The organism is Bacillus sp. C28GYM-DRY-1, from assembly GCF_030519405.1.
Taxonomy (GTDB): Bacteria; Bacillota; Bacilli; order Bacillales; family Bacillaceae; genus Bacillus; species Bacillus spizizenii_A.
The window spans coordinates 60,620-81,407 of sequence record NZ_JAUMKF010000012.1 but is presented as its reverse complement, the minus strand read 5'-3'; the positions used below and the strand labels follow the sequence as shown (position 1 = coordinate 81,407).

At 45.4% G+C, this 20,788-nt stretch carries 22 protein-coding genes; 10 read left to right on the top strand and 12 right to left on the bottom strand.

The window, feature by feature from the left end; genetic code table 11:
• Positions 1–166: 166 nt before the first annotated feature.
• Positions 167–520, bottom strand: coding sequence for a hypothetical protein (locus Q3W56_RS13175; RefSeq protein ID WP_268400875.1), 354 nt, complete (start codon positions 518–520; stop codon positions 167–169).
• A gap of 164 nt (positions 521–684) precedes the next feature.
• Between Q3W56_RS13175 and cutR the strand changes: the two genes are divergently transcribed.
• The 3 genes from cutR to Q3W56_RS13160 are packed head-to-tail and all read left to right on the top strand — an operon-like array spanning position 685 to position 3,551.
• Positions 685–1,257, top strand: coding sequence for a copper uptake transcriptional regulator CutR (gene cutR, locus Q3W56_RS13170; protein ID WP_302895797.1), 573 nt, complete (start codon positions 685–687; stop codon positions 1,255–1,257).
• A gap of 34 nt (positions 1,258–1,291) precedes the next feature.
• Positions 1,292–2,917 carry a copper resistance CopC/CopD family protein gene (locus Q3W56_RS13165; RefSeq protein ID WP_302895827.1) on the top strand — a complete coding sequence of 542 codons (1,626 nt, stop codon included), beginning with the start codon at positions 1,292–1,294 and terminating at the stop codon, positions 2,915–2,917.
• Between the two features lie 13 nt (positions 2,918–2,930).
• A complete protein-coding gene (locus tag Q3W56_RS13160) occupies positions 2,931–3,551 on the top strand; it encodes a YcnI family copper-binding membrane protein (protein ID WP_302895796.1) in 621 nt (206 codons plus the stop codon).
• A 42-nt stretch (positions 3,552–3,593) separates the two neighbouring features.
• On the opposite strand, the gene gdh is transcribed toward Q3W56_RS13160, so the two are convergent.
• From gdh to gabT, 4 genes are all read right to left on the bottom strand, one after another.
• A complete protein-coding gene (gene gdh / locus Q3W56_RS13155; protein ID WP_302895794.1) occupies positions 3,594–4,379 on the bottom strand; it encodes a glucose 1-dehydrogenase in 786 nt (261 codons plus the stop codon).
• Between the two features lie 18 nt (positions 4,380–4,397).
• Positions 4,398–5,261 carry a RhaT/GlcU family sugar-proton symporter gene (locus Q3W56_RS13150; RefSeq protein WP_268400880.1) on the bottom strand — a complete coding sequence of 288 codons (864 nt, stop codon included), beginning with the start codon at positions 5,259–5,261 and terminating at the stop codon, positions 4,398–4,400.
• Between the two features lie 126 nt (positions 5,262–5,387).
• Positions 5,388–6,776 (bottom strand): succinate-semialdehyde dehydrogenase, encoded by a 1,389-nt coding sequence (gene gabD, locus Q3W56_RS13145; protein WP_302895792.1) that lies wholly within the window; start codon positions 6,774–6,776, stop codon positions 5,388–5,390.
• A 67-nt stretch (positions 6,777–6,843) separates the two neighbouring features.
• Positions 6,844–8,154 carry a 4-aminobutyrate--2-oxoglutarate transaminase gene (gabT, locus tag Q3W56_RS13140; protein WP_302895791.1) on the bottom strand — a complete coding sequence of 437 codons (1,311 nt, stop codon included), beginning with the start codon at positions 8,152–8,154 and terminating at the stop codon, positions 6,844–6,846.
• A 105-nt stretch (positions 8,155–8,259) separates the two neighbouring features.
• Here gabT and gabR point away from each other — a divergent pair, with 105 nt between their 5' ends.
• Entirely contained in the window at positions 8,260–9,699 is a 1,440-nt protein-coding gene (gene gabR, locus Q3W56_RS13135; protein WP_302895790.1) for a MocR-like transcriptional regulator GabR, read from the top strand.
• 1 nt (position 9,700) lies between these two features.
• On the opposite strand, the gene Q3W56_RS13130 is transcribed toward gabR, so the two are convergent.
• Entirely contained in the window at positions 9,701–10,015 is a 315-nt protein-coding gene (locus Q3W56_RS13130) for an ArsR/SmtB family transcription factor (RefSeq protein WP_019713322.1), read from the bottom strand.
• Positions 10,016–10,155: 140 nt separating this feature from the next.
• Between Q3W56_RS13130 and Q3W56_RS13125 the strand changes: the two genes are divergently transcribed.
• The 4 genes from Q3W56_RS13125 to Q3W56_RS13110 all read left to right on the top strand — a co-directional run bounded on the left by Q3W56_RS13125 (position 10,156) and on the right by Q3W56_RS13110 (position 13,688).
• On the top strand, positions 10,156–10,443 hold the full coding sequence (locus tag Q3W56_RS13125) for a putative quinol monooxygenase (RefSeq protein WP_302895789.1): 288 nt from the start codon (positions 10,156–10,158) through the stop codon (positions 10,441–10,443).
• A gap of 16 nt (positions 10,444–10,459) precedes the next feature.
• On the top strand, positions 10,460–11,209 hold the full coding sequence (locus Q3W56_RS13120) for an NADPH-dependent oxidoreductase (protein ID WP_302895788.1): 750 nt from the start codon (positions 10,460–10,462) through the stop codon (positions 11,207–11,209).
• Positions 11,210–11,371: 162 nt separating this feature from the next.
• Positions 11,372–12,250, top strand: a complete 879-nt coding sequence (locus Q3W56_RS13115; protein WP_302895787.1) for a TetR/AcrR family transcriptional regulator — start codon at positions 11,372–11,374, stop codon at positions 12,248–12,250.
• A 19-nt stretch (positions 12,251–12,269) separates the two neighbouring features.
• Positions 12,270–13,688 carry an MDR family MFS transporter gene (locus Q3W56_RS13110; protein ID WP_268400890.1) on the top strand — a complete coding sequence of 473 codons (1,419 nt, stop codon included), beginning with the start codon at positions 12,270–12,272 and terminating at the stop codon, positions 13,686–13,688.
• A 47-nt stretch (positions 13,689–13,735) separates the two neighbouring features.
• Here the strand turns inward: Q3W56_RS13110 and Q3W56_RS13105 are convergent, their stop codons facing one another.
• The 4 genes from Q3W56_RS13105 to yclN are packed head-to-tail and all read right to left on the bottom strand — an operon-like array spanning position 13,736 to position 17,356.
• Positions 13,736–14,692 carry a siderophore ABC transporter substrate-binding protein gene (locus tag Q3W56_RS13105; protein ID WP_302895786.1) on the bottom strand — a complete coding sequence of 319 codons (957 nt, stop codon included), beginning with the start codon at positions 14,690–14,692 and terminating at the stop codon, positions 13,736–13,738.
• A 21-nt stretch (positions 14,693–14,713) separates the two neighbouring features.
• Complete coding sequence (yclP, locus tag Q3W56_RS13100; RefSeq protein ID WP_019713316.1) at positions 14,714–15,472, bottom strand: petrobactin ABC transporter ATP-binding protein YclP; 759 nt, start codon at positions 15,470–15,472, stop codon at positions 14,714–14,716.
• Positions 15,466–16,413, bottom strand: coding sequence for a petrobactin ABC transporter permease YclO (gene yclO / locus Q3W56_RS13095; protein ID WP_019713315.1), 948 nt, complete (start codon positions 16,411–16,413; stop codon positions 15,466–15,468). The genes yclP and yclO overlap by 7 nt, the downstream gene beginning before the upstream one ends.
• On the bottom strand, positions 16,406–17,356 hold the full coding sequence (gene yclN / locus Q3W56_RS13090) for a petrobactin ABC transporter permease YclN (protein ID WP_302895785.1): 951 nt from the start codon (positions 17,354–17,356) through the stop codon (positions 16,406–16,408). Before yclN ends, yclO begins: the two co-directional genes overlap by 8 nt.
• A gap of 384 nt (positions 17,357–17,740) precedes the next feature.
• Here yclN and Q3W56_RS13085 point away from each other — a divergent pair, with 384 nt between their 5' ends.
• On the top strand, positions 17,741–19,105 hold the full coding sequence (locus tag Q3W56_RS13085; protein WP_302895784.1) for an aspartate kinase: 1,365 nt from the start codon (positions 17,741–17,743) through the stop codon (positions 19,103–19,105).
• A 151-nt stretch (positions 19,106–19,256) separates the two neighbouring features.
• Complete coding sequence (locus Q3W56_RS13080; protein ID WP_302895783.1) at positions 19,257–19,364, top strand: YjcZ family sporulation protein; 108 nt, start codon at positions 19,257–19,259, stop codon at positions 19,362–19,364.
• A gap of 77 nt (positions 19,365–19,441) precedes the next feature.
• Here the strand turns inward: Q3W56_RS13080 and phrC are convergent, their stop codons facing one another.
• Both phrC and rapC read right to left on the bottom strand, forming a co-directional pair.
• Positions 19,442–19,564, bottom strand: a complete 123-nt coding sequence (gene phrC / locus Q3W56_RS13075; RefSeq protein ID WP_268400898.1) for a phosphatase RapC inhibitor PhrC — start codon at positions 19,562–19,564, stop codon at positions 19,442–19,444.
• Positions 19,548–20,696 (bottom strand): response regulator aspartate phosphatase RapC, encoded by a 1,149-nt coding sequence (rapC, locus tag Q3W56_RS13070; RefSeq protein ID WP_302895782.1) that lies wholly within the window; start codon positions 20,694–20,696, stop codon positions 19,548–19,550. Before rapC ends, phrC begins: the two co-directional genes overlap by 17 nt.
• Between the last annotated feature and the right edge of the window lie 92 nt (positions 20,697–20,788).

Below are 20,788 nucleotides of genomic sequence, written 5' to 3'. Positions count from 1 at the left end.
ACCCTCCCTGTTTTGTTTGTCGTTGTAAGATATGAAAATATGTTTCAGAGAATCGTCTTCCCTTTGACTCTATGTTAAAACGCTTACAGTCCCTATACAATTGAAAGTAAAGAGGACTTTGGCACGGGGGTGTGACAGTTTTTTAAAAATAAAAAGGCTCCTGGTATCAGGAGCCTTTTCTCTTTCCTCTATATATAATGTTGCCGTTTTGAATCACGTACTTGGCGATCATCCGCTCACTCACGATAAAAACGGGATACGCGCACACAAGTGCAAAAACAGCCATCGGCACGTGCTGTACGGCCGGCAGCATTGTGCCTGCCGCATTACGGAGAAGCAGCAAAAGATAAATGAGCAGCACGATGACTGCTAATGAAACCAGCATGATCGGAGCTGATACTTTATATTCATAAAGCCGTTCCCGGCAGTGTCCGCAGCGAAATTGACAAGGTACATTTGATGATCTGACCATGTCGCCTGTCAAAGGTTTGCCGCAGTTCGGGCATCGTGTTTCTTTCATAGGGTATTCCTCACTTTCCATTCCTTATGTCTATTATACCAGAGTCCCTTCTGTTTCGTTTTGTTGTTGTTCAACACATTTTCACATTTTTTATCATCAGCTTACTTGTCTCTGTCTCTAAAATCCTCTACGCTTAAATAGATCTTATTGGAGGGGATGTATGAATGCTTCCGATTAATAGACAGCAACACATTCTGAAGTGGCTGAAAGAAGAAGGCGCGCTTAAAATCTCTGACATCAGCGCAAGGTTCGGCGTTTCGGAAATGACGGTATACAGAGATGTCAATCAGCTTGTTCAGTCAAATCATGTCATTAAAACGTCCGGCGGCATCACGCTCCCAGCCCGAACACCTCAAATGGATCATATGTGCAGCTATTGCCTGAAGCCGGTCAATCGAACCCATTCGGTTCAGCTGATCACGGTAAACCAAGACATTGAACAGCTATGCTGCGCACATTGTGCGTTTTTGCGTTACGCAGATAAAACAGAAGAGGTTTCACACTTGATTTGCAGAGATTTTCTGTTACACACAACAGTCAGTGCCGGTTCGGCTTATTTCGTCCTAAATGCTGAATTAAACCTGCACTGCTGCCAGCCTCAAGCGATCCCGTTTGCAACACTCGACCATGCTGAACGGTTTCAAAAAGGATTCGGCGGAGCCGTCCGTACCTTCGACCAGGCGCTGGAAGACGTGCTTCAAGACAGAAAAAAACGCTGCACCTGCACCAAGACATAACACAACATATACAGCGGAAGGTGGTGTCTGAGTGATGAAGCGAAACAGATGGTGGATTATCCTTCTGCTTTTTCTTGTTTTCCTGCCGAAAACAAGCTTTGCTCACGCCTATATTGTCAAATCTTCACCTGGTGAAAACAGCGAATTAAAAAGCGCGCCCTCACAGGTGGAAATCGAATTTAATGAACCGGTTGAAGAAGGATTTCATTACATTAAAGTCTATAATTCAAACGGCGATCGGGTGGATACAGATAAGACTGAAATCAAAAAAGATAACAATCACATCATGACCGTGAAGCTGAAAAAGAATCTGCCGCATGATGTGTACAGAGCGGAATGGAATGCCGTGTCTGCGGACGGGCATCCGGTTTCCGGCGTCATTCCGTTCAGCATCGGGAAAGCGGACGGCGGGTTCAACAGCCAAAAAGCCGCCGGTTCATCGCTGAATCCGGCAACAGCCGCAGACCGCGCAATTCTGTACACAGCCTTATCTCTGTTTATCGGGACGGTTTTCTTCCATCTCTTCTGGTATAAAGGAGATTCAGAACAACTCGCCAAACGGACTAGACGTATCCTGATTGTCTCGATTACTGTCTTGGGACTGGCGCTTTTGCTTCAGCTTCCCATTCAGACAAAAGCGAACGCGGGCGGCGGCTGGGACAGCGCCTTCCAGCCAGGCTACATCAGAGAAACACTGTTTGACACAGCAGGCGGCACCATTTGGATCATACAGGCCGTGCTGTACGTGCTGCTTGCACTGTCTGCGATCCCTGTGATACGCAAAAACCGCTTTTCATCCTTTGGCTATTGGACAGCGCCGCTCATTTTCTTTTTCGGTCTCCTGCTTGCCAAAGCCTTTACCGGGCATGCTGCTGTCGTTGAAGAAAAAGCGGTCGGCATTTTGATGGATTTCCTTCATTTATCTTCCGCTTCTATCTGGGTCGGCGGAATAGCAGCACTCGTTTTGCTGCTCGCAAAAGAATGGAGGCAGCCTGACAAAACGCTCGCATGGGAAACGGTAAGCCGGTTCTCCCCATGGGCGCTTACTGCAGTCGGCGTCATTTTGTTTTCAGGCTTGCTCAATGGATTTTTTATCATTCGATCAATGGATTCACTGTTCCACACCGCATACGGCCAAGCTCTTTTAGTAAAAAGCGGACTGTTTGCGTTGATGCTGGTCTTAGGCGCGCTTCATTTTCTGCTCACCAGAAAGCAGCGTCGTACAGGAATCAACCGAACGCTGAAAGCGGAATGGGCAATCGGCATCGCTGTATTGATCACAGCGGCCGTGTTTACAAGCCTGCCAAGCCCGCCTGAGCCGCCGCCGAAACCGTTCTTCCAAACGAAAGCGATTGAGAAAGGACAAAGCGTTTCTCTCAGCATCAGCCCGAACCAGCCAGGCAAAAATGAATTTGAGCTGCGGGTCACTGATCATAACGGCGAACCGGTGAAAAACATCCAGCAAATCACGTTAACCATTTATAAAACAGGCTTGTCAGGCAGCGAAAACAAAAGCACGTTTCAATTAAAAGAGAAAACAAAAGGCGTCTTTCAGGATGAAAACCTATCCATTAATGAAAAAGGAAACTGGAAGATCAAAGTCCACGGGCTGACCGGAGACTTTAACGAAATCAATATCATGTTTACAAAGACCAATTAAAGGAGTGTTTGAATTGTTAAAGAAAATTGCATTCACACTATGCCCGGCTATTGTCGGTTCCCTCTTATTCTTTACGGCCCCTGCCAGCGCACACGTTACTGTAAAGCCTGCTGAATCCGCAACAGGCTCTTGGGAAACCTATACAATGAAGGTTCCGTCTGAGAAAAATCAGCCGACGACAAAGATTGTCCTCAAAATGCCGAAGGATGTTGAATTCCAGCAATACGAGCCAGTTCCAGGCTGGAAGGTATCCACCCAGAAACACGACAACAAATCAGTGTCCGTGACGTGGGAGGCGACTGACGGTGGCATTCAAGAAGGCCAGTTCCAGCAGTTTACCTTTGTTGCCAAAAACCCTGATAAAGCGGAGGAAGCCGCTTGGGACGCATACCAATATTACAAAGACGGCAGCATTGTCGAGTGGACAGGTGACGAAGATGGGGATACGCCTCATGCCATCACAAAAATTACCACATCGAAAGAAGTAACAGATGAGCACGGCGCTACTCAAACGAAAGATGATTCTGCTTCTGCAGACTCAGGATCTTCAGCTCTTGATATAGCAGCGATTGTGCTATCTGCGGCAGCCATTATTTTATCTGTTGCAGCTCTTGTAAAGAAAAAGCGCGCCTAAAGAAAAAGCGATCCAGATGAGTTCTGGGTCGCTTTTTTAGATTTATCCGCGTCCTGCCTGAAAGGAAGGATATTGTGTCATACCGCCGTCCGCGAATAACGTGATGCCTGTGACGTAGCTGGCTTCCTTTGAAGCAAGCCAGACTGCTACTGCCGCAACTTCCTCCGGTTCACCGATATATCCCATCGGAATCATGCTTTCTACATCTGCTCTCTGCTTAGGATCAGCAAATTTTTCAGCATTGATTGGCGTGTTGATCGCGCCTGGCCCGATATTATTGACACGAATGCCTTTCGGCGCATATTCCAGCGCCAATGTTTCCGTCATCAGCTTAATTCCGCCTTTGCTTGCCGCATAGTGAACAAATAATGGCCACGGAATCACTTCATGTACGCTCGACATATTAATGACATTTCCTTTTATATCGTTTTCAACAAAATATTTAATCGCTTCACGGCTTCCTAAAAAGGCGCCCGTTAAGTTTGTGCTGATTACTTTATCCCAATCCTTCAGCGGCATTTCATGAGAAGGAACGGGATTTTCAAGACCAGCATTATTAATCATAATATCAAGTGTACCGAACTCGTTAATCGCTGTTTGGACGATGTTTTTTACATCTTCCTCTTTTGTTACGTCTCCTTGTACAACAACAGCTTCACCGCCCGCCTTGATGACCTCTTCTTTTACTTCGTTCGGATCCTGCTTATTGCTGTAGTAGTTGATAACCACCTTTGCCTGCTCCTTGCCGAAGCGAATGGCCATTGCCTTTCCTAGTCCTGAAGCAGCTCCTGTAATAGCGACGACTTTTCCTTTTAAATCTGGATACATGTTCATCCTCCTTAATTGTTATGAATTCGTTTTGGCGATTCCTAAAAATACGGCAGCCGCAATAATTAGTGCAATCCCAATCGCAATTGCAATGAGCTGGCGTTTTGATTTCTTTTCACGCAGGATGAAAATACCGCCAAGCGTCGAGATGACAATTCCCATTTGAGAGAGAGAAAAGCTTGTGGCAACGCCAACTTTTGGTTGAGAAATAAACAAAAACATATTTCCCCCTGCCCAGATTAAACCCGGAAGAATATTTCTAATGGCATACTTATTGAAGGGCTTGTGCTTATAGGTTAAAATGACCCCTCCTATGACCATTCCGATCGCCTGCGGCAACAGAGCAGACCATCCAGATACATTGAACAATCTTGCGACTACGACATAAATTAAATAACCCAGTGTCGAGACGAGCAGAATTAAAATGCCCTTTTTTAAATTGCTCGGCTCCCCCTCTTTCTTGTCTTTCTTATCTTCTAATGACGTGAGAACAATACCGACAATAATAAAGATAAGAGCGAGGATTCCAAGTGTAATTGAAACCGGTGTTGACCACTCTCGGAAAACGATGACACCGAACAATGAGGTAGAAACAAGCTGCATTCCTGTGGAAATCGGCATTGTTTTGGACACACCCATTAACTGAATGCTTTTAAGCTGGTTGCTCTGCCCTAGTGACCAAAACAAGCCGGATACTATTCCAACGATAAAAATGCGCATGGACAGGGCGGGTTGGACAAACAAATAAATAACGATAGAAACAATTAACGCCCCGATTGTCGTACCTAGTGTTTGACTGTACGGCCCGCCGCCTAATTTCACATTGAATAGAACAATGCTCCCCCAAAACAAAGCCGGGAGAAGAGCCAAAAATAAATCCATTGTTGGGGAACCTTCTTTCAAAAAGTATTTGCTGTTATTTTGTCTGGAATTGATGTATTTATTCGCCTAAAACACAAAAAGAGCTGCCGGATCTTCCGGCAGCTCTTTAGAACCATATCGATTTGTTTATAAACCGATGGACATATATTTTGTTTCAAGATAAGGCTCGATACCTTCCGAACCGCCTTCACGGCCGATGCCGCTTTCTTTCATTCCGCCGAATGGCGCTTGAACCGCTGACGGTCCGCCATCATTCCAGCCGATAATCCCATACTCAAGATTTTCGGAAATATAGATGCCGCGGCGGTAGTTTTCTGTGAAGAAGTAAGCAGCCAGGCCGTACGGTGTATCGTTGGCAAGCTGAATCGCTTCATCAATATCAGAAAACGTGACGATTGGTGCAACCGGGCCAAATGTTTCCTCATGCATGATATTCATTGATGTATCGACATCCGCGAGTACTGTCGGGTTAACAAAGTAGCAGCCTTTGTCATCGTTTCGGTCATACGTGCCCCCAGCGAGAACTTTCGCACCTTTTTCAACCGCATCATCAATTTGGCTGACGATTTTTTCGAAGCCTCTTTTGTTAATGATCGGGCCGACATTGACGCCCTCTTCAAGTCCATTTCCGACTTTCAGCTTAGACACTTGTTCGCTCAGTTTCTCTGCAAATTCTTCTTTGATGGATTCATGGACGATCAGTCGGTTAGCACATACGCATGTTTGGCCTGCGTTTCGGTATTTAGATACCATCGCCTGTTCAACAGCAAGGTCAATGTTTGCATCTTCATCCACGATTAGCGGGGCATGTCCGCCAAGCTCCATGGAAACATGTTTCACAGTGTCCGCACTATTTTTCATGAGGATTTTCCCTACCGGCGTTGATCCTGTGAACGTAATTTTGCGGATTTTCGGACTGCTTGTGAACACATTTCCAATTTCTTCTCCATCGCCGATGACAACCTGGAGAACATCCTTCGGGATGCCCGCTTCATATGCGAGGCGCGCAAGCTCATAGGCAGACAGCGGTGTGTCCGGCGCCGGCTTAATGATAAACGTACAGCCGGCAGCGAGAGCAGGTGCCGCTTTGCGTGTAATCATCGCATTCGGGAAATTCCAAGGCGTGATGGCAGCAACAGGGCCGATTGGCTGGCGTGTAACGACAATTCGCTTACCGGTTGTCGGAGCGGGAACAGTTCTTCCGTACACACGCTTCGCTTCCTCTGCAAACCATTCGATATAGCCTGCCCCGTATAGAACCTCGCCGACCGCTTCCTGATACGGTTTTCCGTTTTCCTTTGTAATTAAATCTGCAAGTTCTTCTTTATGTTCAACAATCAGCTCATACCATTTTTTCAAAAGAGACGCTCTTTCATTCGCTGACGTTTTAGACCACGTTTTAAACGCTTGATGTGAACGTTCAATGGCTTCTTCTACTTCTTTGGCTGATTGCTGAGGAATCGTTTTGATCTCCTCGCCCGTAGCCGGGTTGTAGACCGTTAATTGATCTGGCATATTGAACATTCCTTTCTTTTCATGATTACTAAAATGATAGCAGACCCAGCCGTTTTCTTTCCAATGATTAAGCTCGCAGGCCTGCCTCCAAGATGCTAAGCCCTTCATTCAGAAGACTGTCTGAGATGACGAGCGGCGTCAGAAAGCGGATGATGTTTCCATTCATTCCCGCAGTCAGTAAAAGCAATCCGTTTTGATTCGCGTACGCCGCGATTGCTGCCGCTTTCGCTTTATCAGGCTCACGTGTCTCAGGATCCTTGACGATTTCGATTGCGGCCATTGCTCCGAGTCTGCGGATATCACCGATGAACGGGAATTCTTGTTTCCACTCACACGCCTTGTTTTCAATCGTTTTTCCAATTTCTTCAGATCGTTCATTGAGCCCTTCTTCTTCAATAATATCCAAGACAGCCAAAGCCGCCACGCATCCAAGCGGGCTGCCGGCATACGTGCCGCCCAGCTCCCCTGGCGCTGCTGCATCAAGCATTTCCGCACGGCCGATCACACCGCTTAACGGCAATCCCGCTGCAAGTGATTTAGAAACCGTGATTAGATCAGGAACAACATCAAAATGTTCAATTGCGAAATAAGTGCCTGTTCTGGCAAAACCCGTTTGAATTTCATCAGCAACAAAAACAATGCCGTGCTCTTTGCAAAAAGAAGCGACATGCTGCACAAATCGTTTCGAAGGAATAATAAAGCCGCCTTCTCCCTGTACAGGCTCCATCACGACACATGCGACCGTTTCCGGTGCCACTGTTGCGATGAAGAAATCATTGAACGCTTGGATGATCATGTCATCATAGCTTTCATCACTCATGCCGGCCGGTTTCTGATAATAATAAGGGAATGGTGCTTGATAAACCTCTGACGCAAAAGGCCCGAAGCCGAATTTATAAGGTTTTACCTTACTTGTCATGCTCATCGTCATATTCGTGCGCCCGTGAAAACCGCGTGTAAACGAGACAACCCCTTGGCGCTTAGTATACTTTCTGGCGATTTTCACAGCATTCTCTACTGCTTCCGCCCCTGAGTTCAGAAAGATTGCTTTTTTCTCATGGCTGCCCGGTGCAATGCCGCACAATTTTTCCGCTAATTCGATATAAGACGGATACATCATGACATTGAAACCCGGGTGAATCAGCTCCTCCGCCTGCCGCTTCACAGCCTCAACGACCTTAGGATGCGAGTGTCCGACATTTAACGTGCCGATGGCGCCTGCAAAATCAATAAATCTCCGGCCGTCCAAATCGTACAGCTCAGCCCCTACTCCTTTTACCGCCAGGCTGCGGTTGCCGTTGCTCACACCTTTGGACACGAATTGCTCCCGTTTTTGCTGCCACTGGGCAGCCGTGATGCTTGCTGTTGTTTGACTCATGTGTATGTCCCCCTGTCGCTGTTTTCTTACCATTCTGACTTCTTTTTGGTATGATGAAAAGTACCAATTATAACTTTTTGATGGTACCAGAAGGAGACACTGCAAATGGACATCACAATCACACTCGACCGCTCAGAACAAGCCGATTATATCTATCAGCAAATTTATCAAAGGTTGAAAAAAGAAATTCTCAGCCGAAATCTGCTGCCACACTCGAAGGTCCCCTCCAAGAGGGAGCTGGCTGAGAAGCTGAAGGTCAGCGTAAACTCAGTGAATTCAGCCTATCAGCAGCTTCTGGCAGAAGGATATTTGTACGCCATTGAGCGAAAGGGGTTTTTCGTGGAGAAGCTGGACATGTTTTCTGCCGAGGAGCATCCCCCATTTGCACTGCCGGATGACCTGAAGGAGGTTCACATCGATCAGAGCAATTGGATTTCGTTCTCACACATGAGTGCCGATACAGACCATTTTCCGATCAAAAGCTGGTTTCGCTGCGAGCAAAAAGCGGTATCACGCTCATACCGAACACTTGGCGATATGTCGCATCCGCAAGGAATCTATGAGGTGCGCGCGGCCATTACGAGGCTCATTTCCCTGACAAGGGGCGTGAAATGCCGGCCAGAACAAATCGTCATAGGGGCCGGCACACAGGTGCTTATGCAGCTATTGACTGAGCTTTTGCCTAAGGAGGCGGTGTATGCGATGGAGGAGCCCGGTTACAGGCGCATGTACCAGCTTTTAAAAAATACCGGAAAACAGGTAAAGACCATCATGCTGGATGAAAAAGGCATATCGATTGCTGAAATCAGCAGACAGCAGCCTGATGTGCTGGTGACGACTCCATCGCATCAATTTCCGGCCGGAACGATAATGCCTGTATCCAGAAGAATTCAGCTGTTGAACTGGGCAGCCGAAAAGCCGCACCGCTATATTATTGAAGACGATTATGATAGTGAATTTACATATGATGTAGACAGTATTCCAGCGTTACAAAGCCTCGACCGTTTTCAAAATGTCATCTATATGGGCACCTTTTCAAAGTCCCTGCTTCCCGCCTTGCGGATCAGCTATATGGTGTTGCCGCCTGAGCTATTGAGGACATACAAACAACGGGGCTATGACTTGCAAACATGCTCGTCTCTTACACAGCTCACCCTGCAGGAGTTTATCGAGTCCGGAGAATATCAGAAGCATATAAAAAAAATGAAGCAGCATTATAAAGAAAAGAGAGAGCGCCTGATCGCCGCTTTAGAAACAGAGTTCAGCGGAAAGATAACCGTAAAGGGGGCAAATGCGGGACTGCATTTTGTTACCGAATTTGATACTAGCCGCACCGAACAAGACATCCTGGCACATGCCGCCGGCCAGCAGCTTGAAATCTTCGGAATGAGCCGGTTTAATTTGAAGGAAAAAAGAAGGCAAACTGGCAGGCCCGCTCTCATTATCGGATTCGCCCGGCTGAAGGAAGAAGACATTCAGGAGGGTGTCGCGAGGCTTTCCTGTGCTGTTCACGGACATAAAAAAATCCCCGGTACAGGGGATTGATTCACCAGCGGTCCTGGTCCACATTCAGCACAGCTTCAAGCAGGCCCGGAAATGCCATTTCGAGGTCTTCAGTGCGAAGCGAATAATACCGGCGCTTTCCTTCTATCCGAACTTGAGCGATGCCTGATTCTCTCAATACTTTAAAATGATGTGACAAAGTTGATTTGGCAACCTGTACATCCGCACAGGTGCTGCACGTTTTTTCTTTCGCTTCGGCTAATTGCTTGACGAGCTCTAAACGAAGCGGATCACTCAGTGCGTGAAGAACCTTTGTCAGCTGCAACGTTTCTGTTTCTGGATGGTTTGGAATGTTCATGACACAAATGTATCACACAACAATTAGAATGACAATTTTACTATTTAAGGGTTTTTCCTTTACCTCATTTTAATTACATGTTACAGTTAGTTCGATTAAATTCGAACAATAAATTCACCATAACAACGGAGGAGATTGACATGATCGTATTACAAGCTTACATCAAAGTAAAACCAGAAAAACGCGAGGAATTCTTGAACGAGGCGCAATCTCTTGTTCAGCATTCAAGAGCTGAGGAAGGCAACGCGCAATACGACCTATTTGAAAAAGTAGGCGAAGAAAATACATTTGTGATGCTCGAACAATGGAAAAATGAAGCGGCGATGAAATTCCACAATGAAACTGCACATTTCCAAGGATTTGTAGCAAAAGGAAAAGAACTGCTGAGCGCTCCTCTCGATGTTGTCCGCACAGAGCTTAGCGAGTAAGGAAAGGATGTCCCATATGAACGAAGTCATCAAATCATTAACAGACCACCGCTCGATTCGCAGCTATACAGATGAACCTGTAGCTCAGGAACAATTGGACCAAATCATTCAAGCTGTGCAATCTGCACCATCTTCTATCAACGGGCAGCAAGTGACTGTGATCACAGTGCAGGATAAAGAGCGCAAAAAGAAAATCTCCGAGCTGGCAGGCGGACAGCCTTGGATTGACCAGGCTCCTGTTTTCTTGCTGTTCTGCGCAGACTTCAACCGGGCCAAAATCGCGCTTGAAGATCTGAATGATTTCAAAATGGAGATCACAAATGGCTTAGAGTCTGTTCTTGTCGGTGCTGTAGACGCTGGTATTGCCCTCGGAACAGCGACAGCTGCGGCTGAATCACTCGGACTTGGCACGGTTCCGATCGGCGCGGTTCGCGGAAACCCTCAAGAGCTGATCGAATTGCTTGAGCTTCCAAAATACGTGTTCCCTGTATCCGGCCTTGTCATCGGCCATCCTGCTGACCGTTCAGCGAAAAAACCGCGCCTTCCGCACGAATCAGTCAATCATCAGGAAACATATTTGAATCAAGATGAGCTGACGTCTCACATTCAGGCATATGATGAGCAAATGTCTGAATATATGACTAAGCGGACAAACGGTAAAGAAACAAGAAATTGGTCACAGGGCATCGCTTCCTATTATGAGCGCCTGTACTATCCGCATATCCGTGAAATGCTTGAGAAACAAGGATTTAAAGTTGAAAAATAAGCCTCACCCGGCCTGTCGGATTTTCCGGCAGGCCTTTCGATTGTCCGGTTAAAATCCATTGACTTCTATTTAGTTTATTTGGTAAAATTTTTTCATTGTTACTCATTGGTTTTCTGTGAACCAATGGGTTTTCTAATGTTCAAGAAAGAAGGAAGCCAAGAGATGCTTGATAAAAAAACAGATATCTTGTTAGCTGCGCGAAAGCTTTTTTCGGAAAAGGATTTTACATCGGTTTCCATGCAGGCGATCGCAGAGGAATGTAAGATGTCAAAAGCTTCGATATATAAGCTGTTTCAATCTAAGGAAGATCTGCTTTTGGAGCTGCTGTCATTTAACCAGAAACAAATGGTGGCCGCGGCCTCAAGACTTCAGGAGAATACCGCGCTGACACCGGAGGAGCGTTTGACGCAAAAGGTCAAAATGGAGCTGGAAGGATTCAGGCAGAACCAGCAGTTTTTCAATATGCTGACCTATGGAAACCCCAAGCTGCATAATAACCGGGTTAAACAGCATATTCATCAGACCAGATCAACGATTATCTGCTGGCACCGTGATTCTCTGATCCAGGCCTATGGAGAAACCATTCTTCCGTATGTGTGGGATCTGGTCATCATTCTACACGGCATGATGCGTGAATTTTTAATGCTGATCAAAATAGAGGAAAAACCGCTTGAACTTGACCCGATCGCAAAGTTTATCATCAGCACCCTCAATCAGATTATTAAAAACAAGGAAACCCGGCAGTCCCTCCTTCCGTCCGAAGCCATCGAGCTTTACATTCATTCAGCATCCTCTTACAAGCCAAAGGATAAATCAGCTCTATTGTCGGAAAGCATGAAGGAATTACATAAAGGCATCTATTCCCTGCCCGCCGCGGACTATGACGTAGATGAACTGGCATCCGCAGCCGCCATGCTGGAGGAAGAAGCGAAGAAGGAAGAACCCCGCGCTTTTTTGCTCAAATCACTGATTGGCTATCTGGAACAAACCAGTGTTTTAACACAGCCCGTTTCGATGTTAAAAACACTGTTAATTACTTAAAGAAAAGAAGGGATATGTATTGGACAAAATTATTGAACCAAAACCTTTTAACCGTTCTGTCATTGTCGGCATTTTATTAGCCGGAGCGTTTGTCGCGATTTTGAATCAGACGCTGTTGATTACCGCACTTCCCCATATTATGAGGGATTTCAATGTAGATGCCAACCAAGCGCAATGGCTGACAACTTCATTTATGTTAACCAACGGGATTTTAATTCCGATTACCGCATTTTTAATTGAGAAATTCACCAGCAGGACGCTGCTTATCACAGCTATGAGCATTTTCACTGCCGGAACAATCGTCGGGGCGTTTGCACCGAACTTCCCTGTTCTGCTGACAGCCCGTATCATTCAAGCGGCTGGAGCCGGCATTATGATGCCGCTCATGCAGACCGTATTCCTGACGATCTTTCCGATTGAAAAACGCGGCCAGGCTATGGGTATGGTCGGATTGGTCATCTCGTTCGCGCCTGCGATCGGGCCGACTCTTTCCGGATGGGCAGTCGAAGCTTTCTCTTGGAGATCATTGTTTTATATCATTCTACCGTTTGCTGTGATTGATTTAATTCTTGCCAGCATCCTGATGAAGAACGTGACGACTTTAAGAAAAACTAAGATTGATATTTTATCAGTGATCCTTTCGACATTTGGATTCGGCGGCCTTCTGTACGGCTTCTCAAGCGTCGGCTCTTACGGCTGGACCAGTTCAACTGTCTTGATTTCATTGCTAGTGGGTGTCATCGCATTGCTTCTGTTCATCACAAGACAAATGAAGCTTGAAAAACCGATGCTGGAATTCCGCGTATTTTCATTTGGTATCTTCAGCTTAACGACCCTGCTGGGAACACTTGTCTTTGCCTTATTGATTGGTACGGAAACCATCCTGCCGCTTTATACACAAAACGTCAGAGACGTGACAGCTTTTGATACAGGGCTTATGCTTCTTCCGGGAGCCATTGTGATGGGCTTCATGTCACCGATTATCGGAAGAATTTTTGACCGTGTCGGCGGAAGAGGCCTGGCGATTGCAGGTTTCTGTATCATCTTCCTGACATCACTGCCGTTTATGCAGCTGACTGACCATACGTCACTCGCTTGGATTGTCGTTTTATACACGGTTCGTCTCTTAGGTACCGCTATGATCATGATGCCGGTGACAACAGCCGGAATCAACGCGCTGCCGCGCCACCTGATCCCGCACGGAACAGCGATGAACAATACGATTCGCCAAGTCGGCGGCTCAATCGGAACCGCACTGTTGGTATCCGTCATGAGCAACCAGGCGGCTCACGCAGGCACAACAAATGTGAAGCATGCCGCTCTGCACGGCATGAACGCCGCATTTATCGTGGCAGCCTGCATTGCACTTGCCGGCTTCCTTCTCTCCTTTACATTAAAGAAACCTCAGCGCCCTGCCGAACAGCAGCCGGCACGCTGATCCATAAAAAAAGAGCCCCGCTTTTTAAGCGGAGGCTCTTTTTGGTTTTACTTCTCTAAACCGTCTTTCACTTCTTTAATCATTTGCGTCATAGACTCTAGTCCGCCGCCTGATAAGTACCAAGTAGCAGAATCAAGGTAGACGACGTGATCATTTTTTACTGCGTTTACGTTTTTCACATAATCATTTTCAACCACCTGTTTAGTAGATGATGTTTCACCGATTGCTGTACCGCGGTCAATGACAAACAGGTAATCTGGGTTTGTTTTTGAAATGTACTCGTAAGAAACACTTTGTCCGTGGGTAGACGCTTTGATGTTTTTATCAGCCGGTGTTACGCCGAATACGTCATGGATCAGGCCGTATCTTGACTTAGACCCGAAAGCGCTGATTTTTCCGTCGTTCGCCATAATGACAAGACCGTTTTTGTTAAGCTTTTCAGCTTTTTTCTTAAGATCCGCAATTGAATGATCAATTGTTGCAAGTTCATCTTTCACTTCGTCTTCTTTATCAAAGATCTTACCGATGGTTTCTGCGTCTGATTTAAATGATTCCATATATTTCGCCGTGTCTACGCCAAGGTAAATGGTCGGTGCGATATCAGAGAATTCTTTGTATGACTCAGATTGTCTTCCTGAAATAATAATGAGGTCAGGATTCAAGTCTGCTACTTTTTCAAAGTCTGGCTCTTTTAAGCTTCCGACATCGGCATATTTATCATCTTTAAATTTGGACAGATATTTAGGAAGGGCTTGTTTCGGCAAGCCTGCTACCTTACCATCAAGACCGAGTTTATCTAACGTATCTAAGCTTCCAAAATCAAACACAACTACTTTTTTAGGGTTCTTTGGTACTTCTGTGCCGTTTTTGTCCAGCTGGTGTTTCACTGTGATTTGTTCATTCTTTGAATCAGAACCTTTGCTGCTGCTTGTGCTCTGGTTTCCGCATGCGGAAATGACAACTGCCGTTACCAAAGCGATGAATAATAATGCAAACTTTTTCATGCTCTTCACCTCTTCTTTATATTAAGAAAAATAAACACCTATTCTTTGATTATCAATCGTCTGAATCGGGATGGTCATATCGTAGATTTCCTCAAGCACAGAGGTTTCTATCATTTCTTCAGGCGGCCCCTCTTTTACGATTCGGCCGTTTTTCAAAGCTACAATATGGTCCGAGTAGACAGAAGCAAAATTGATATCGTGTATGACAATCACGATCGTTTTTCCAAGCTCCTCTACCAGCCGTTTCAGCAGTTTCATAATTTCAACTGAATGTTTCATATCCAGATTGTTCAGCGGTTCATCCAGAAAGATATAATCTGTGTCCTGGGCAATGACCATTGCGATAAACGCCCTTTGGCACTGTCCGCCGCTCAGCTGATCCAAGTATTTGTCCTGAATGTCTTCCAGCTTCATATAGCCCAGCGCCTGGTTGATATGAACCCAGTCTTCCTCTGTCAGCCGGCCCTGTGAATACGGAAATCTGCCAAAGCTGACGAGGTCTTTGATGGTGAGTCTGATATTAATTTGGTTCGCCTGCTTCAAAATGCTCATTTTTTTGGCAAGCTCTTTGCTGTCGCAGGCTCCAATCTCTTCTCCGTCTATCAAAATCTCGCCGGAATCTTTTTTGATCAGGCGGCTCATAATAGACAGCAGCGTGCTTTTGCCGGCGCCGTTAGGACCGATAAACGAGGTGATTTTGCCCTTTTGAATCGTGACTGACGTCTCTTCAAGGACCACTTTCCCGCCGTATTGTTTGCTTACATTTTTGACCTCTACCATGATTTATTCTCCTTTAACAGCAAGTAGATAAAATAAATCCCGCCGGCAAAATTAATAATGACGCTCAGCGTCGTTGAGAAGGTAAACACTTTCTCAACCACAAACTGCCCTCCGACCAGCGCGATGATGCTGATGAAAACGGAGCCTGCGATTAAGTATGAATGCTTATACGTTTTCAGGAATTCTCTCGCCAGGTTGACGACAAGAAGGCCTAAGAACATAATCGGCCCGACTAGCGCTGTTGAAACAGAAACAAGGATCGTAACCACGATCAGCATCTGCTTCACCACTTTGTCGTAGTCGATGCCCAAATTTACGGCATGCTCGCGCCCGAGCGACAGCACGTCGAAAAACTTTGTAAAACGCCAGACATAAGCGCCTGTCAGCAGGAAGATGATGAACGCGAGCCATAACAAATCCGTGTTGATGTTATTAAAGCTGGCAAACATCTTATCCTGCACAACTTGAAACTCATTCGGATCAATCAGCATCTGCATAAAGGAGGACAAGCTGCCGAATAACGTACCAAACACGATTCCGATGAGCAGAAGGAAAAAGATATTTCTCCCCTCTCCCTTGAACATGATCCGATACAGAACAAGAGAAAACAGTATCATCAGCAGAACAGAGATGATAAAGTTGATGTTTTTATTCATGATGACAATATTTGCAGAACCGAACAAAAAGATAATGCCGGTCTGAATCAGCATATAGAGAGAATCAAGGCCCAAGATGCCCGGCGTCAGGATGCGGTTGTTCGTAATCGTTTGAAAGATCATGGTCGAAAACGCAATCGCTCCTCCAGTCAACGCAATGGCAGCGACCTTTTTGATTCTTCTCGGCAAGGCGTAATCCCAATTGCCTAAGTCATAAAACAGAAACAAGCCAATACATACGATGGCTAAAACAACGAGCAACGCAATTTTCATCTGGTTACGCATACGCTTTTCTCCTTAACAGCATAAACAGGAAAATGCCGCTGCCGATGATTCCGACCATCAGGCCAATCGAGATTTCGTAAGGGAAGATAATGATTCTGCCCAGTATATCGCAAAAGAGCACAAAAACCGCTCCCAACAGCGCCGTGTGCGGCAGGCTGTTCTTCAAATTGTCTCCTCTGTAAATCGATACAATATTCGGGATGATTAAACCGAGAAATGGAAGCATACCGACAGTCAAGATGACAAGAGACGTGATCAGGGACACGATCATGAGCCCGATGTTCACAACCCGCTTGTACTTCAGGCCGAGGTTGACAGAAAAGCTTTCTCCCATACCGGCCAATGTGAATTTATCCGCATACACATAGGCAATGATGACGAGCGGAATACTCAGATAAAGAAGCTCGTATCTTCCTTTTACGACTAAAGAGAAGTCTCCTTGAAGCCATGATGACACATTCTGGATCAAGTCATATTTATATGCGATAAATGTCGCGATGGAACTGACGATATTCCCGAGCATTAAACCGACAAGCGGAATAAAGATGGTGTCGTTAAACTTGATTCTTTCAAGGATTTTCATAAACAGAAAATTTCCTGCAAGAGCAAAGACAAACGCGACCAGCATTTTGATTAAAGGACTGGCAGATGTGAACAGCAGCAAGGAAATTAAAATACCGAGCCGAGCCCAATCCATCGTGCCTGCCGTCGTCGGCGACACAAATTTGTTTCTGCTGATCTGCTGCATAATCAAACCGCAGATGCTCATGCTTAATCCCGCGATGACAATGCTGATCAATCGCGGCAAACGGCTTGCAAACAGCGTTGACGCCTCTTGTTTGCTTAAATCGAAGAGATCAAGCGGCGACAGATCCTCTACGCCGATAAATACAGATGTGACTCCTAATATGATAAGTAGAATAAATAAGTAACGTAACTTCATGCTGCCTCCTAACATCCTTACAGCAAAAAGAACGTATCTCCTACTCCGCAAGGACTCAAAACAATATGGCCATATGGTAATTGATTATCATTATCATTTACATATTACCATTTTTCTAGTGTTAGTCAATATTCTTTCAAAATATTAACCTGTCATGTATTTAATTTTACTAATAATTCTTATCATTTTCCATCCCAAATCGTTAGGTTGTTTACCATATTTATCATCAGAACGCATGTATATGGTCAGTTCACCTGACATTATTCCTTGTGGAAAATACAAATGTTCATCACTGAAAGAAAATCCCCCTTGATTTACAGGACTGAAAGAGAGATAATAAAAACTAAATTTGTTTGAAAATTTTAAACATTAGGAGATGTAAACATGAAGGTCGTTAAATTCGGAGGCAGCTCACTCGCTTCAGGCGCCCAGCTTGAAAAGGTGTTTCACATCGTAACCTCAGATCCGGCACGGAAAGCTGTAGTCGTTTCAGCTCCAGGAAAACGGTATGCTGAGGATACGAAAGTGACTGATCTCTTAATCGCATGTGCAGAACAATATTTGGCATCAGGCAGCGCCCCTGAACTGGCGGAAGCTGTTGTAGAACGGTATGCCCTCATCGCAAATGAGCTTCAGCTAGAGCAAAGCATTACCGAAAAAATTCGCGATGATTTGTTTACGCTTTTAGAAGGGGATAAAAGCAATCCCGACCAGTATCTCGACACAGTTAAAGCCAGCGGGGAGGATAACAACGCCAAGCTGATCGCCGCCTATTTCCGCCATAAAGGCGTCAAAGCGGAATATATCAACCCGAAGGATGCCGGCCTTTTTGTGACAAATGAACCCGGCAACGCGCAAGTACTTCCTGAATCCTATCAAAACCTCTATCGTCTTCGGGAACGTGACGGCCTCATCATTTTTCCCGGTTTTTTCGGATTCAGCGAGGCTGGCGATGTGATAACATTCTCACGGAGCGGTTCTGATATTACCGGCTCGATTCTTGCCAACGGGCTTCATGCTGATTTGTACGAAAACTTTACGGATGTGGACGCAGTGTACGCTGTCAATCCTTCCTACGTTGAGAATCCAAAGGAAATCAGCGAGCTGACATACAGAGAGATGCGAGAGCTGTCCTACGCGGGCTTCTCAGTGTTTCATGATGAAGCGCTCATTCCGGCATTCAGAGCGGGTATTCCTGTGCAAATCAAAAATACGAACAACCCGTCTGCACAAGGCACCCGCGTTGTCAGCAAGCGTGATAACACAAACGGTCCTGTTGTCGGTATTGCCAGCGATACCGGCTTTTGCAGCATTTATATCAGCAAGTATTTAATGAACAGAGAAATCGGGTTTGGCCGCAGAGCCCTTCAAATTCTGGAGGAGCACGGTTTGACATATGAACATGTTCCATCGGGGATCGATGACATGACCATCATCTTACGGGAGGGTCAAATGGATAACGCCACTGAACGCAGCGTCATCAAACGGATTCAAGAGGATCTGCACGCCGACGAAGTGATTGTGGAGCATCACCTCGCACTGATTATGGTTGTAGGAGAAGCGATGCGCCACAATGTCGGCACAACAGCAAGAGCGGCCAAAGCATTATCAGAGGCAAAGGTGAATATCGAAATGATTAACCAGGGATCTTCTGAAGTAAGCATGATGTTCGGCGTGAAAGAAGCTGAAGAAAGAAAAGCCGTTCAAGCGTTATACCAAGAATTTTTCGCTGGCGTGCTGATCTCTTAATATACATAAATAGCGGGCGCAAGCGTCCGCTATTTTTTATGCGATCTGAATCATAGTTGAATTGTTCATTTTTTCTCTTATCCACTATTCTCCGTGCCAAGCCAATCGTTTCTGCCATACCTTATATTATCCTTCATAGGGGTGTTGCCTTATGTCAGGATACTCTTCCTACGGCGGTTACGGCCATTCTTTCGCTTTAATCGTTGTATTGTTTATTCTTTTAATTATCGTAGGGACTGTGTTTGTTGGCGGCTTCTAAGCTGCTGAGCGTCTCTGCGGGCGCCGAAAGGTATAAAAAGAAACACCCCTTCTCTCAATGAGAAGGGGTGTTGTTTCTTACGTCATTCCTCTTTCCGCCACATGAAAGTCGAGTGCTTCCGCATTAGCGGAAACGCCAGCCACTGTAAAAATTGCGGCTGCGGCTAAACAAATAACAAACAACTTAGATTTCAATTTCATACAAACCTTCACTCCTTTGTATTTGTTTTCTTGCCTCTTCAACTTGTAGAAAGTAGGAAGCAGACAGTTTAAACTTTTTCTGTTCATAATAGTATTTTGCTACTTCTAGGGCTAAATCCTCTATATCAGCGTACATATTTTTAGTTTTTAAGTATTGGAAACATCGTTCGATTCCTTCTTCATTGGGCTGCTCCTGATATAGGGATTGTAAAAACTCGAATTTTACTGCGTAGTATACATCGTCTGTTTCTTTAGCATATTCATAGCCCCGCTTGTGATATGCCGAAGCTTTATCATGTTTTCCCCGTTTATAATAAATCAGGGAGATTAAAAAATATGCTTGCGGCAGCGAATTGATGATCATGCTGCTTTCAAACGTGGAGACCGCTTTTTCAAAGTAGTCAATAGCAGGGTCAAGAAAGTCTTGATTATAGTAGCATAATCCAAGGTTGTAATATGCTCTCCCGACGAGCTGGGCTTTTTGTTCTGCTTCGGCCATATCGAGCGCCAATTTGAAATGGCGTGCGGCTTGCTCGAAATTCCTTTCATCCATCAGGTTGACCCCGAACACGAAATGGCACTGAATGATTCTCACATTATAGGTTTCCTGCTCCACGTAAATTTCATAGGCGTTTTTGATATTGATCAGTGAAAAGTACGTTTGTTTCATATAATAATAAGCTTCAGCTATTTTAAAATAGAATTCAGCCCGTTCAATATGGTCTGCGACAAAGGAAAGCTTTTTCTCCGCTTGTTTATAATATGTAATGGCAGAAATAAATTCCCGCTTATCAAACTCATACATTCCGCGGAAAAAATTCACATAATAGTCAAGCAGCCCTTTGAGACCTGCCTGGTTGCTGTCAATGTTTCTTGATAACTCAGACAGGCTCGGCTGGTCCTCGATATGTAATTTCTCTAATGGCTCAAGATAATCAAGCATAAGCTGGTGGCGGAATTCCATTAGTGAATAATAAAGCAGCAAGTTGGAATCGTGCTGCATGTATTTCAGTTCCTGCTGGATTTCAGCTTTTAACACTTCGGCATCCGGCACGCTGAATGTGCGGATATATTTGTACCACTCGTTAATTTTTTGACCGACCGCTGAAGAAGGAATTACCCCGCTCTTCATTCCTTCACCCTCTCCCATCAAAAACTGTTTATGTCATATTTTATCATGTTTACAGACTGTCCCAACCCGAAAAACACGCAATCTTTGTTTCG